The organism is Clavibacter quasicaliforniensis, assembly GCF_051201715.1.
Lineage (GTDB): Bacteria > Actinomycetota > Actinomycetes > Actinomycetales > Microbacteriaceae > Clavibacter > Clavibacter seminis.
In genome coordinates this window covers 1,610,849-1,623,991 of sequence record NZ_CP139624.1, presented here as the reverse complement: position 1 = coordinate 1,623,991, position 13,143 = coordinate 1,610,849, and the positions used below count along the sequence as shown (strand labels likewise).

The following is a 13,143-nucleotide window of genomic DNA, read 5'->3' as shown; positions in this document are numbered from 1 at the left end:
GAGCGGACGCGGTCGCGCCGCGCGGCCACGCTACGACCGGAGTCCGCGGTCGCGCGCGTCCCATGCGCAGGCGCTGCGCGGGACGCGGCGACGGGTCGGCGCGACGATCAGCCCAGCGCGGACGAGAGCGCCGTGCGGAGCGGATCCAGCGCCCGGCGCACGGCGTCCTCCAGAGGACCCCGTCCCACACCGTCCCCGGCCCACGCGACGACGGCCGCGGCGGTGGCGGCGGCGATCACGGCGGCGGCGATCCGCACCGGGGCGACCGATGCACGGCAGCCGGACGCCCGGGCGAGGGCCTGGGCGACGGGATCCACGAGCGGCGCCGCGCGCGCCACGCCCTCCCCCTGCACGTCGGAGCCGAGGCCCATGACCTCGTGCTGCGTCAGGGCGAGGGGCAGCCAGCCCACGCCGCGGGAGCAGGCCGCGCCGATCAGCGCGTCGACGACGCCGTCGACGGGCGACCCGGCGGGGCCCACGGCGGAGAGCGCGTCGCCGAAGGCGCGGAGTGTGTCGTCGAGCCCCGCCCACAGCAGGTCGGCCTTGGACGCGAAGTAGTTGAAGAAGGTCGCGCGGCTGACCCCGGCGCGCTGGGCGATCTGCTCGACGGTCGTGGCGGCGTAGGTGTTCTCGAGGAAGAGCTCGGCAGCGGCCTCCTCGAGTGTCGCGCGCGACGAGCGACGCGGACGACCGGCGGGACGGGCGGGAGTCATGCGCCCATCCTGGTGCACCGGGGTGACGGCGGGCGCGTATTGTTGGACGCGGTACAGAAACACCCGCACCAGCGCTCGCAGCGGCGCGTCCATCGGAAGCACCCATGATCCACACCCCACGCACCCGCGCGCTCGCGGGCCTCGGCGCCCTCGCCACGACCGCCCTCCTCCTCACCGGATGCACGCCCGCCACCCCCGAGGCGTCGAGCACGCCCGTATCCGGCGGCACGCTCGTCTACGCGTCCGGCGACGCCGAGCCCGACTGCCTCGACCCCCACGTCGGCGGCAACTACCCGCAGGCGCTCGTCTCGTCCCAGTTCCTCGAGCCGCTCGTGTCGCTCGACGGGAAGGGCGGTATCACACCATGGCTCGCCGACGGCTGGACCTGGACCGACGACGGCCTGGGGCTCGAGCTGAAGCTGCGCCAGGGCGTGACCTTCACGGACGGCACGCCGTTCGACGCCGACGCGGTGGTCGCGAACATCCGCCACGTGCAGGATCCTGCGACGCTCTCCTCAACGGGGTACCTCGCGCTGCAGGCCGTCACGGACGCGACGGCGGTCGACGCCTCCACCGTGCGGCTCACCCTCTCGACGCCCGACAGCGCGCTGCTCGAGTCGCTCTCCCAGCCGTGGCTCGCGATGGAGTCGCCTGCGGGGATCGCCCGCGGCACCGACGCGAACTGCGCCCAGCCCATCGGCACCGGCCCCTTCAGCGTCGAGCGCTGGGACCGCCAGCAGTCCATCTCGCTCGTGCGCAACGACGCGTACGCGTCGCCGCCCACCGACGCCGCGCACACCGGCCCCGCGTACCTGGAGCGCATCGACTGGCGCTTCCTGCCGGACGCGGCCTCCCGGTACGCGGCCCTGCAGAGCGGCGAGGTCGACGTGATCGACAACGCGCAGCCCGACGCGATCGTCTCCGCCACGGCGGGCGGCGCGCTCGGCGAGCTCGACGCCCCGCGGCCGGGCGCCTCGAACCGCATCGAGCTGAACTCGGGCCAGGCGCCGTTCGACGACGAGCGCGTGCGCGAGGCGTTCATCCGCTCGGCCGATGTCGACGCGGGGATCACCGCCCTCTTCCAAGGCACCGCCGAGCGCTCGTACTCGCCGCTGGCGAGCACCGAGCCGGCCGCGGTCTCCGACCCGGACCTGTTCGGCATCGACGTCGACCGCGCGGAAGCGCTGCTCGACGAGGCCGGCTGGTCCGCGAAGGGCGCAGACGGGATCCGCACGAAGGACGGCGCGCGCCTGACGCTGCGCTTCCCCGTGAGCACCAACCAGTCGATCCCGGCCGAGCAGTCGCTGTTCGAGCAGATCCAGGCGAACGTCAAGGCCGTGGGCTTCGACGTGCAGCTCGAGCCCATGGACCTCGGCTCCTGGTACGAGGCGCTCGGCGACGACGCGTACGAGCTCGTCAGCGCGCCGTACACGAAGGCGGGTCCCGACGTGCTGCGGATCCTCTACGACACCTCCGGCATCACGCCCGCGCCGAGCGGCTACTTCGCCAACCACGCCAAGGTGTCGGTGCCCGAGATCGACCAGGCGCTCGCCGAGGCGCGGGCGACGACCGACCTCGACCGGCGGAATGCGCTCTACGCGGACGTGCAGCAGCGCGTGATGGCCGGGTACTGGATCCTGCCGCTCTACGACCAGCAGAACCACTTCCTGCACGGCACGGCGGTCCAGGGGCTCCGGGCGCTGCCCTCCGTCGCGACGCCGACGATGTACGACACCTGGCTCGACCGGTGAGGCGCGGCCGCGCCGTCCGCGCGTCCGGCTCCCGTCGACCGGCGCTCCTCCGCGCCGTCGGGGCACGGATCGGCGGCGCGGTCCTCGTGCTCTGGGCGGTCGCGACCGTCACGTTCCTCGCGGTGCGGCTGATCCCGGGCGACCCGGCGCAGGCGATCCTCGGCGGCCCAGGCTCGCAGGCGCCGCCCGAGGCCGTCGCCGCGGTGCGCGCCGAGTACGGGTTCGACCAGCCGCTCCTCGTGCAGTACCTCGCGCAGCTCGGGCGGCTCGCGCAGGGCGACCTCGGCCGGTCGTACGCGCTGCGCGAGGACGTCGTCGCGGTGCTCGCGCGGCAGCTGCCGGGCACGCTGCTGCTGGCCGTCCTCGCGCTCGCCGTGGCGTGGATCCTCGCGCTCGGCCTCGCCCTCGTCTCGACCGGCGCGGGCCGCGTGGCCGGGGCGATCGGCGCGGGCGTCGAGATCGTGGCGGCGTCGCTGCCGCACTTCTGGATCGGCGTGGTGCTGATCCTCGTGTTCTCCACCGGCCTCGGCTGGCTGCCGGCCGTGAGCGGATCCTCGCCGGCCGGCCTCGTGCTGCCGGTGCTCACCCTCGCGATCCCCCTCGCCGGGTTCCTCGGGCAGATCATGCGCGAGGCGCTGCTCGACGCGCTCGACTCCCCGTTCGCGCTCGCCGCCCGCGCCCGCGGCGAGTCGGAGACGGGCGTCCGGCTGCGTCACGCGCTGCGGCACGCGGCCGCTCCCGGTATCGCGCTGTCCGGCTGGGCGTTCGGCTTCCTCATCTCGGGTGCCGTGGTGGTCGAGCAGATCTTCGCCCGGCCCGGCCTCGGACGCACCGCCCTCTCGGCCGTGACCAGCAGGGACGTGCCGGTCATCGTCGGCGTGGTGCTCGTGGTGGCGGTGATCTACATCGTGCTCACGGCGGTGACCGACCTGCTCGCGCGGATCGTGGATCCGCGGCTCGTCGACGCGCGCCCGGGAGACGTGCACGCGGACCCGAGCGCTCCCGTCCCCACGGGCGCTCCGGGTGCTCCGGTCGCTCCCGGTGCTCCGGTCGCTCCGGTCGCGGACGCCGAGCCGCCGGCGTCCGACGTCCCGGCACCCGACGTCCCCGCACCCGATGTCCCCGCACCCGATGTCCCGGCGGCCGCGCGATGAGCGACCCCCGCGCCGCCGCGCTCCTCGCCGCAGCGCCCTCCAAGCCGGACGCCCGCATCCTCGCCGCCGCCGGGACGACGGGCGCCGCGATCGTGGTCGTCCTGCTGCTCGTGGCCGCCGTCGCCCCCGGGATCCTCGCGCCCGGCGACCCGCTCGCCATCGCCCCCGCCGAGGCCTTCCGCGCGCCCGGAGCCGGGCACCTCCTCGGCACCGACGAGTCCGGCCGCGACGTTCTCACGCGCGTCGTGCACGGCGCCGGCCCCAGCCTCGTGATCGGCGTGAGCGCCACGGCCATCGGGCTCGGCCTCGGCGTGGTCCTCGGGCTCGCCGCCGCGCTCCTCGGCCGCGTCGCCGACTTCGCCGTGAACCGCGTGATCGAGGTGGTCTTCGCGTTCCCCGGCCTCCTGCTCGCGCTCTTCCTCATCGTGATCCTCGGCCCCGGCATCAGCAGCGCCACCCTCGCCGTCGGCATCTCCGCCGCGCCCGGATACGCGCGCATCATCCGCGGCCGGGTCATGTCGGTGCGCCGATCCGCCTACGTGGAGGCCGCCACCGTGCTCGGCCGCCCGCCGCTCGTGGTGCTCGCGCGCCACATCCTGCCGAACACCGCCGCGCCGCTCTTCGTGCTCGGCACGCTCGGCGTCGGGCAGGCGATCGTGTGGGCGTCGTCGCTGAGCTACCTCGGGCTCGGGACGGTGCCGCCGGATCCCGAGTGGGGCGCCATGCTCGCGGCCGGCCGCACCTACATCGGCTCGGCGCCGTGGCTCACGGTGGTGCCCGGTCTCATGATCGTGCTGACGGCGACCGCGTCGACCGTGCTCGGCCGGGCGCTCGAGCGACGGGTCCGGGCGTCGTGAGCGCCGGAGCCGGTCGCGCCACGCCCGCGCCGCCGCCCGCCCTGCGCGTCGAGGATCTGCGGGTCTCCTTCGACGGCGTGCCCGTCGTGCACGGCGTCTCGCTGCGGATCGCGCCGGGCGAGTGCCTCGCGCTCGTCGGCACGTCCGGCTCAGGGAAGAGCGTGACCGCGCGGAGCCTCCTCGGTCTCGCCGGCCCGGGCGCCGACGTCCGGGCGGACGTCCTCGAGATCGGCGGCCGCGACCTCCGCGCCGCAGGCCCACGCGAGTGGCGACGTGTCCGCGGATCCGGCGTCGGCCTCGTGCTGCAGGACGCGCTCTCCTCGCTCGACCCGCTCCGCCCCATCGGCCGCGAGATCGGCGACGCCCTCCGGATCCAGGGGATGCGGGACCCGCGCGCCCGACGGGAGCGCGTCCTCGAGCTGCTCGAGCGGGTCGGCATGCCGGATCCCGCGACGCGCGTGCACCAGCGCTCGGGCGAGCTCTCCGGCGGACTGCGGCAGCGGGCGCTGCTCGCTGCGGCGCTCGCCCTGGATCCGCCGCTCCTCGTCGCCGACGAGCCGACGACCGCGCTCGACGCGACGGTGCAGGCCCGCATCATCGACCTGCTCGCCGACCTGCGCTCGCGCGGCCAGGCGACCCTGCTCGTCAGCCACGACCTCGCCGTCGTCGCGCGGCTCGCCGACCGCGTCGCCGTGATGCACGACGGCCGCGTCGTGGAGGAGGGCCCGACCGCGGAGATCCTCCGCGCGCCCGCCCACCGCCGGACGCGCGCGCTCGTGGCGGCCGTGCCGACGGGCGTCCCGCGCGGCACGCCCCTCTCGGAGGCCCGGCTCGAGGCAGCAGCACCGGCACAGGCACCGGCACCGACCGCCGCACCGCGCACGGACGACCGCGTGGTCCTCCGTGCCACCGGCGTCACCCGCTCCTACCGGGGCCCGGGCGGATCCGCGCGCACCGCCGTCGACGACGTCTCCCTCGAGGTCCGCCGCGGCCGCACGCTCGGCCTCGTCGGGGGATCCGGCTCGGGCAAGACCACGGTCGCCCGTCTCCTGCTCTCGCTCGAGGAGCCGGACGCCGGCGACGTGACGCTCGACGGCGAACCGTGGAGCGGCGTCCCGGAACGCGAGCGCCGGAGCCGACGCGCGCGGATCGGCGCCGTCTACCAGGACCCGCTCGCGTCCTTCGACCCGCGCTGGAGCGTCGACCGGATCCTGCGGGACGCCCTCGCCGTCGCCGGCCTCCGCGGCGCCACCGCCTTCGACTCCCCCGGGACGCTCCTCGCGCAGGTGGGCCTGGATCCCGCGCTCCTCCCCCGCCGTCCCGCGCGGCTCTCCGGCGGCCAGCGGCAGCGCGTCGCCATCGCGCGCGCCCTCGCGGCACGCCCGGACGTGCTCATCTGCGACGAGCCCGTGTCCGCCCTCGACATCGCCGTGCAGGCCCAGGTGCTCGACCTCCTCGACGAGCTGCAGCGCCGTCTCGGCCTCGGTCTCCTGCTCATCTCGCACGACCTCGGCGTCGTCGCGCACATGAGCGACGAGGTCGCCGTCATGTCCGACGGGCGGATCGTGGAGCGCGGAACCGCCGACGACGTGCTCATCCGCCCGACGCACCCCGTCACCCGGGCGCTCCTCGCCGCCGTCCCGCGCCTGGATCCGGACGCCGCGCCGCGATAGCCGACGCGGGTCCGCGCGTCACGCCCCCGCGTGCCGGTCGAGGAACGCGTACAGCTCGCGGTCGTCCACGCCGGGAAAGGATCCGCGTGGCAGCGGAGCGAGGATGTGCGCGTGCAGCCGGGCGCTCGGCCACGCGCGGTCGCGCCACCGGCCGGCGTCCTCGGGATCGGCGCGGCGGCAGCACGACTCGTCCGGGCAGCGGGAGACGCTCCTGGCCGTCGTCTCGCGTCCGCGGAACCACTTCGCGTGCGCGAACGGCACGCCGAAGGAGATGGAGTACTCCCCCTCGGCCGTGGATCCCGTCTGCGTCGAGCACCAGAACGTCCCCGCGGGCGTGTCCGTGTACTGGTGGAACTCGGTCGTGCGGTTGGTGCGGTCGAACGCGCCGCGCGCCGCCCACTCCCGGCACACGGGCTGGCCCTCGACCGCGCCCGTGACGTCGACGGGCAGCGGCAGGCCGTCGTTCTCGTACGCCTTGTAGACCGCGCCGTCGCCGCCCACGCGCAGGAAGTGCACGCGGAGGCCGAGGTGCGTGGTGCTGATGTTCGTGAGGCGGAGCGCCGCCGCCTCGTGCGTCACGCCGAACGCGTCGCGGAAGTCCTCCACCGCGAGGTCGCGCCGGGACTTCGCCTCGCTGAGGAACTCGACCGACTGCGTCAGCGGCATGAGGCACGCGGCGGCGAAGTAGTTGATCTCGAGCCGCTGCCGCAGGAAGTCCGCGTAGCTGGCGGGCTCCTCGTGCCCGAGGACGCGGTGCGCCATCGCCTGCAGCGCCATCGAGCGGAGGCCGTGGCCGCCGGGGATCGACGCGGGCGGCAGGTAGATCCGTCCCTCACCGAGGTCGGTGACCGAGCGCGTCGACCGCGGCAGGTCGTCCACGTAGATGAGCTCGAAGCCGAGCCCCTCCGCCATGCGGCTCACGCTGCGGTGCGACAGGGCGCCGCTCCGGTGGCCGACGTCGGCGAGCATCCGCTCGGCCAGCTCCTCGATCGCGGGGATGTGGTTGTCCTGCTGCCGCATCACGAGGCGCTGCTCGGTGTTCGCCCGCCTGGCCTCCTCTGGCGTCGCGATCGACTCCCGCTCGCGACGCGCGAGCTCCCGGTGCAGGCCGACCAGCGCCTCGAGCGTCTCCTGCGGGAGCGTCCGGCTCGCCGGCACCGCGGGGAGGCCGAGGCCGCCGTAGAGCGACGATCGCTGCGCCCGGTCGAGCTCGATCTCCAGCGCCGAGCGCGCGTCCGGCGCGTCGGCCGCGAGCAGGTGCGTGACGTCGACGCCGAGAGCGCCCGCGATCCGCCCGAGCGTCGACAGCCGCGACTCGCGCCTGCCGTTCTCGATCATGCTCAGCTGGCTCGGCAGGATCCCCGCCCGCTCCCCCAGCGCCTGCAGCGTGAGCCCGGCGCCCTTCCGCGCGTGCCGGATGCGCCGGCCGATGACGAGCTGGTCCATGCATTCACCTCTCCGTGAACATCCGCGCTTCTTCACGCGGATGGATCCTCGAACCCCATCCTGACCGGTCGCAGGCTGGAACAACAGACCGATCGACGAGGACGGACCGACATGACCACCATCCAGGACGCACCCCCGCTCACCGCCGACCGCCCGCGCGGCAGCCGGACCGGCACCGAGACCGCCGGCGCGGCACCCGACGCCCGGCCGCTCCCGCCCGGCGCGGCCGCCCCCGCCCGCTGCCGCGATCCCCGCATCGCCGATTGGGTGGCCGAGGTCGCCCTCCTCACGCTGCCGGACCGAGTCGTCTGGTGCACGGGCAGCGTCGCCGAGTACGACCGCCTCACGCGCGAGATGGTCGACGCCGGCACGCTCATCCGACTGAACCCCGAGTGGCGCCCGCACAGCTTCCTCGCGCGCAGCGACCCGGCCGACGTGGCGCGAGTCGAGGACCGCACCTTCATCTGCTCGGAGGATCCCGCCGACGCCGGCCCCACGAACAACTGGCGCGACCCCGCCCAGACGCGAGCGGAGCTCCGCGAGCTGTTCGCCGGATCCATGCGCGGCCGCACCCTCTACGTAGTCCCGTTCTCGATGGGCCCGCTCGGCGGCGCGATCTCGCAGCTCGGCGTGCAGATCACCGACAGCCCCTACGTCGTCGCGAGCATGGCGCTCATGACCCGGATGGGCGACGACGCGCTCCGCCTCATCGGCCCCGACACCACGTGGGTCCGCGCGCTGCACGGCCTCGGCGCGCCGCTCGTCGACGACGCCGGGATCCGCCGCACGGACGTCGCGTGGCCGCACAACGCCGACAAGCGCATCTGCCACTTCCCCGAGGAGCGCGAGATCATCTCGTTCGGCTCGGGCTACGGCGGCAACGCGCTGCTCGGCAAGAAGTGCTTCTCCCTCCGCATCGCCTCCGTGATGGCGCGCGACGAGGGCTGGCTCGCGGAGCACATGCTCCTCATCCGGATCACGAGCCCCGAGGGCCGCCGCTTCCACGTCGCGGCCGCGTTCCCGTCGGCGTGCGGCAAGACGAACCTCGCGATGCTCACGCCCACGATCCCGGGCTGGACGGTCGAGACGCTGGGCGACGACATCGCCTGGCTCCGCTCCGATGCGCGGGGCCGCCTCCGCGCCGTGAACCCCGAGCGCGGCCTCTTCGGCGTGGCGCCCGGCACGGGCGAGAGCACCAACCCCGTCGCCATGTCGACCGTCTGGGGCAACGCGATCTTCACGAACGTCGCGCTGCGCCCCGACGGCGACGTGTGGTGGGAGGGCATGACGCCGAGGCCGCCCGCCGGCCTCGTCGACTGGCAGGGGAAGGCCTGGTCGCCCGGATCCGGCACTCCCGCCGCGCACCCGAACGCCCGCTTCACCGTGGGGATCGAGCAGTGCCCGTCGCTCGCGGACGATTGGGACGACCCCGACGGCGTCGTGGTCGACGCCATCCTCTTCGGCGGCCGCCGCGCGACCAACGTCCCGCTGGTCGCGGAGGCGGACGACTGGGAGCACGGCGTCTTCGTGGGCGCCACCATGGCGTCCGAGCAGACGGCCGCCGCCGAGGGCCGGGTGGGCGAGCTCCGCCACGACCCGTTCGCGATGCAGCCCTTCTGCGGATACGACATGGCCGACCACTGGCGGCACTGGCTCGAGGTCGGACGGGGTCTCGGCGACGGGGCACCCCGCGTCTTCCAGGTCAACTGGTTCCGCAAGGGCGACGACGGGTCCTTCCTCTGGCCGGGCTTCGGCGAGAACGCCCGCGTCCTCGAGTGGATCGTCCGCCGCCTGGAGGACCGCGTGCCCGTGGTGCCGAGCCCCGTCGGCGGGCTGCCGCTGCCGGAGGACCTGGACGTGCGGGGCCTCGACCTCGCCGACGGCGCGCTCGACGAGCTGCTCGCGCTGGATCCCGACCTCTGGCTCGAGGAGCTCGACGCCGTGGAGGCGCACTTCGCGCGCTTCGGCGGTCGGGTGCCGGCCGCGCTGACGGCTCGCCTCGACGCCATGCGCGTGGCCTTCCGGGAGACCGCGACGACGTCACCCGCCTAGCCGGGAGGCCCGATGCGCGGGGCGAGACCGCCCCCGCATCCGGCCTCCGCGCCCCCATCCGGTAGCGTGAACCCCGCACAGAAGGCACCTCACCATCGACACGGTGCCGTCCACATCGAGGGAACCGGAGCACGCATGGCTGACGAACGACGTCCGGACACCGCGCAGGGAGCGACCGGAGAGGTCGCCCGGGTCCCCGACAAGCCCGCGCTCGAGGGCCTCGAGGCCAAGTGGGGCGGACGCTGGCAGGCCGACGGCACGTACGACTTCCGCCGCGACGAGGCCGCGGCAGGCACCGTCTTCTCGATCGACACCCCGCCGCCCACGGCGAGCGGATCCCTCCACATCGGCCACGTCTTCAGCTACACGCACACCGACGTCATCGCCCGCTACCGCCGCATGCGCGGGGAGAGCGTCTTCTACCCGCTCGGCTGGGACGACAACGGCCTGCCCACCGAGCGCCGCGTCCAGAACTTCTACGGCGTCCGCTGCGACCCGACGCTCCCCTACGACCCGGCGTACCAGCCGTCCGAGACCGGCGGCACGTCGAAGCCGGGCGACCAGCAGCCCATCTCCCGCCGCAACTTCATCGAGCTGTGCGAGCGCCTCACCGAGGAGGACGAGAAGCAGTTCGAGGACCTCTTCCGCACTCTCGGCCTGAGCGTCGACTGGCGCCAGAGCTACCGCACCATCGGCGCCGAGGCGCAGGTCGCCTCGCAGCGCGCGTTCCTCCGCAACCTCGCCCGCGGCGAGGCGTACCAGGCCGACGCGCCGACGCTGTGGGACGTCACGTTCCGCACCGCGGTCGCGCAGGCCGAGCTCGAGGACCGCGAGCAGCCGAGCGCGTACCACCGCCTCGCGTTCCACCGCCCGGACGGCGACGACGTCATCATCGACACCACGCGCCCCGAGCTCCTCGCCGCGTGCGTCGCCCTCGTCGCGCACCCCGACGACGAGCGCTACCAGGGCCTGTTCGGCACCACCGTCACCACGCCGGTCTTCGGCGTCGAGGTGCCCGTGCTCGCGCATCACCTCGCCCAGCCCGACAAGGGATCCGGCATCGCCATGGTCTGCACCTTCGGCGACCTCAACGACGTCGTCTGGTGGCGCGAGCTGCAGCTCGAGAACCGCGCGATCATCGGCTTCGACGGCCGCATCGTCTCGGAGGCACCCGCCGCGATCACGTCGGGGTCCGGACGCGCGGCGTACGCCGCCCTCGCCGGCAAGACCGTCTTCTCCGCGAAGGCCGCGATGGTCGAGCTCCTCACGGAGTCCGGCGAGCTGATCGGCGAGCCCCGCAAGATCACCCACCCGGTCAAGTTCTACGAGAAGGGCGACAAGCCCCTCGAGATCGTCTCGACCCGCCAGTGGTACATCCGCAACGGCGGCCGCGACGAGGAGCTCCGCGCGGGCCTCATCGGCCGCGGCCGCGAGATCGGCTTCGTCCCCGACTTCATGCGCGTGCGCTACGAGAACTGGGTCGGCGGCCTCAACGGCGACTGGCTCGTCTCCCGCCAGCGCTTCTTCGGCGTGCCGCTGCCGGTCTGGTACCCGCTCGACGCCGACGGCAACCCGGAGTTCGAGAAGGCCATCACGCCGACCGAGGACCAGCTCCCCGTCGACCCGTCGTCGGATCCCGCGCCTGGCTACACGGAGGACCAGCGCGGCGTGCCCGGCGGCTTCCAGGGCGAGCTCGACGTCATGGACACCTGGGCCACGTCCTCCCTCACCCCGCAGCTCGCGGGCGGCTGGGAACGCGACCCCGAGCTCTTCGACCTCGTCTTCCCGTTCTCGATGAGGCCGCAGGGCCAGGACATCATCCGCACGTGGCTGTTCTCCACGGTCCTCCGGGCCGAGCTGGAGCACGGCTCCGCGCCGTGGAAGACGGCCGCGATCTCGGGCTGGATCCTCGACCCCGACCGCAAGAAGATGTCGAAGTCCAAGGGCAACGTCGTGACCCCCGCGGCCACGCTCGAGCAGTTCGGCTCCGACGCGGTGCGCTACTGGGCCGCGTCCGCCCGCCTCGGCGTGGACGCCGCGATGGACCCGCAGAACCCGACGCAGATCAAGATCGGCCGCCGGCTCGCGATCAAGGTCCTCAACGCGGCGAAGTTCATCCTCTCCTTCGAGGCCCCCGAGGGCGCCCGCGCGACGCACGCCATCGACGTGGGCATGCTCGCCGCCCTGGCCGAGGTGGTCGAGACGGCGACCACCGCGCTCGAGGAGTACGACCACGCGCGCGCCCTCGAGGTCACGGAGAGCTTCTTCTGGACCTTCTGCGACGACTACCTGGAGCTCGTCAAGGACCGCGCCTACTCGGCCGACGCCGACCCGGCCGACCGGGGATCCGCGGTGGCCGCGCTCCGCGAGGCCCTCGACGTCCTGCTGCGCCTGTTCGCGCCCTTCGTGCCGTTCGCGACGGAGGAGGCGTGGAGCTGGTCGCACGACGGCTCGATCCACACCGCCGTGTGGCCGACGCCGCCTGCACCGTCCGCCCCGGCGTCCGGTGGCACGGCCGACCCGCGGCTGCTGGCCCTCGCCGGCCGGGCGCTCGTGGGCATCCGCCGAGCCAAGACCGACGCGAAGGCCTCGCAGAAGACGCCGGTGGCCGAGGCCGTGGTCTCCGCGTCGCCCGAGGACATCCGCTCGCTCGAGCTCGTGGCGCGGGACCTCCGCGCCGTGGGCCGCATCACCGACCTGACCTTCACCGAGGGGGACGGACCCACCGTCACAGGCATCACGCTCGCCCCCGCCGAGCAGCCCGAGGAGAACCGCGCATGACCATCTCGATCCGTCCCGTCCGCGACGGCGACTTCTTCCCCTGGTTCGACCTGTTCGCGGGCTACGCCGAGTTCTACGGCACCGAGCTCACGGACGAGGCGGCCGTGCTCGCCTGGAGCCACCTCACCGGCGAGGGGCACGCGAGCTCCGCGCTCGTCGCCGTCGACGACGCGCACGAGGGCGCCCTCGTCGGGCTCGCGCACTTCCACCGCTTCGCGCGCCTGGCGCGCGGCACCGACGGCCTGCTCGTCGACGACCTGTACGTGCGGGAGGTCTCGCGCCGCCAGGGCGTCGGCGAGCAGCTCATCGCCGCCGTCGCCGAGCTCGGGCGCCACGACGGTGCGAGCATGCTCCGGTGGATCACCGCCGAGGACAACGCCGACGCGCAGCGCCTCTACGACCGGGTGGCCCGCCGGACCACGTGGGTCACCTACGAGCAGGACGTCTGATGCAGCTCGGCACCCGCTGGCCCGTCGGCGGCTCCGCCCCGGTCGACCTGCCCGAGGTCGTCCTCCTCGCCGTGAAGGCCGTCGAGTCCGACGTGGCGGCCCTCGAGGCCGACACGTCCGCGTGGCGATGGACTCTCACCTGGCTCGAGCGGAAGCCGGTCGTCGAGCTCGACGACGGCACCGTCATCCGCTACGACCCGATCGAGGACGCGGCGACCATCACGATCCCCGGCGAGTCGACGGACGACCCCTTCGACGACTGAGCGT

At 74.3% G+C, this 13,143-nt stretch carries 10 protein-coding genes; 8 read left to right on the top strand and 2 right to left on the bottom strand.

The window, feature by feature from the left end; translation table 11 throughout:
• Positions 1 to 107: 107 nt before the first annotated feature.
• Entirely contained in the window at positions 108 to 713 is a 606-nt protein-coding gene (locus NL142_RS07810; RefSeq protein ID WP_435081569.1) for a TetR/AcrR family transcriptional regulator, read from the bottom strand.
• Positions 714 to 817: 104 nt separating this feature from the next.
• Here NL142_RS07810 and NL142_RS07805 point away from each other — a divergent pair, with 104 nt between their 5' ends.
• From NL142_RS07805 to NL142_RS07790, 4 genes are read left to right on the top strand one after another with little or no spacing between them, the layout of a single operon-like run.
• A complete protein-coding gene (locus NL142_RS07805; protein WP_435081568.1) occupies positions 818 to 2,464 on the top strand; it encodes an ABC transporter substrate-binding protein in 1,647 nt (548 codons plus the stop codon).
• A complete protein-coding gene (locus NL142_RS07800) occupies positions 2,461 to 3,618 on the top strand; it encodes an ABC transporter permease (RefSeq protein ID WP_435081567.1) in 1,158 nt (385 codons plus the stop codon). Before NL142_RS07805 ends, NL142_RS07800 begins: the two co-directional genes overlap by 4 nt.
• Complete coding sequence (locus NL142_RS07795; protein WP_435081566.1) at positions 3,615 to 4,475, top strand: ABC transporter permease; 861 nt, start codon at positions 3,615 to 3,617, stop codon at positions 4,473 to 4,475. The genes NL142_RS07800 and NL142_RS07795 overlap by 4 nt, the downstream gene beginning before the upstream one ends.
• Positions 4,472 to 6,148 (top strand): dipeptide ABC transporter ATP-binding protein, encoded by a 1,677-nt coding sequence (locus NL142_RS07790; RefSeq protein ID WP_435081565.1) that lies wholly within the window; start codon positions 4,472 to 4,474, stop codon positions 6,146 to 6,148. Before NL142_RS07795 ends, NL142_RS07790 begins: the two co-directional genes overlap by 4 nt.
• Before the next feature lie 18 nt (positions 6,149 to 6,166).
• Here the strand turns inward: NL142_RS07790 and NL142_RS07785 are convergent, their stop codons facing one another.
• Positions 6,167 to 7,594, bottom strand: a complete 1,428-nt coding sequence (locus tag NL142_RS07785) for a helix-turn-helix domain-containing protein (RefSeq protein WP_435081564.1) — start codon at positions 7,592 to 7,594, stop codon at positions 6,167 to 6,169.
• A 111-nt stretch (positions 7,595 to 7,705) separates the two neighbouring features.
• Between NL142_RS07785 and NL142_RS07780 the strand changes: the two genes are divergently transcribed.
• The 4 genes from NL142_RS07780 to NL142_RS07765 all read left to right on the top strand — a co-directional run bounded on the left by NL142_RS07780 (position 7,706) and on the right by NL142_RS07765 (position 13,139).
• Positions 7,706 to 9,646 carry a phosphoenolpyruvate carboxykinase (GTP) gene (locus tag NL142_RS07780; protein ID WP_435081563.1) on the top strand — a complete coding sequence of 647 codons (1,941 nt, stop codon included), beginning with the start codon at positions 7,706 to 7,708 and terminating at the stop codon, positions 9,644 to 9,646.
• A 135-nt stretch (positions 9,647 to 9,781) separates the two neighbouring features.
• On the top strand, positions 9,782 to 12,427 hold the full coding sequence (gene valS / locus NL142_RS07775) for a valine--tRNA ligase (protein WP_435081562.1): 2,646 nt from the start codon (positions 9,782 to 9,784) through the stop codon (positions 12,425 to 12,427).
• On the top strand, positions 12,424 to 12,876 hold the full coding sequence (locus tag NL142_RS07770) for a GNAT family N-acetyltransferase (protein ID WP_435081561.1): 453 nt from the start codon (positions 12,424 to 12,426) through the stop codon (positions 12,874 to 12,876). Before valS ends, NL142_RS07770 begins: the two co-directional genes overlap by 4 nt.
• Entirely contained in the window at positions 12,876 to 13,139 is a 264-nt protein-coding gene (locus NL142_RS07765) for a hypothetical protein (protein WP_435081560.1), read from the top strand. Before NL142_RS07770 ends, NL142_RS07765 begins: the two co-directional genes overlap by 1 nt.
• The last annotated feature ends 4 nt before the right edge of the window (positions 13,140 to 13,143 follow it).

Coding starts and splice junctions, on each gene's coding strand:
- NL142_RS07785 (WP_435081564.1), bottom strand. CDS start 7,594: ATGGACCAGCTCGTCATCGGCCGGCGCATCCGGCACGCGCGGAAGGGC.
- NL142_RS07810 (WP_435081569.1), bottom strand. CDS start 713: ATGACTCCCGCCCGTCCCGCCGGTCGTCCGCGTCGCTCGTCGCGCGCG.
- NL142_RS07805 (WP_435081568.1), top strand. CDS start 818: ATGATCCACACCCCACGCACCCGCGCGCTCGCGGGCCTCGGCGCCCTC.
- valS (WP_435081562.1), top strand. CDS start 9,782: ATGGCTGACGAACGACGTCCGGACACCGCGCAGGGAGCGACCGGAGAG.
- NL142_RS07780 (WP_435081563.1), top strand. CDS start 7,706: ATGACCACCATCCAGGACGCACCCCCGCTCACCGCCGACCGCCCGCGC.
- NL142_RS07795 (WP_435081566.1), top strand. CDS start 3,615: ATGAGCGACCCCCGCGCCGCCGCGCTCCTCGCCGCAGCGCCCTCCAAG.
- NL142_RS07765 (WP_435081560.1), top strand. CDS start 12,876: ATGCAGCTCGGCACCCGCTGGCCCGTCGGCGGCTCCGCCCCGGTCGAC.
- NL142_RS07770 (WP_435081561.1), top strand. CDS start 12,424: ATGACCATCTCGATCCGTCCCGTCCGCGACGGCGACTTCTTCCCCTGG.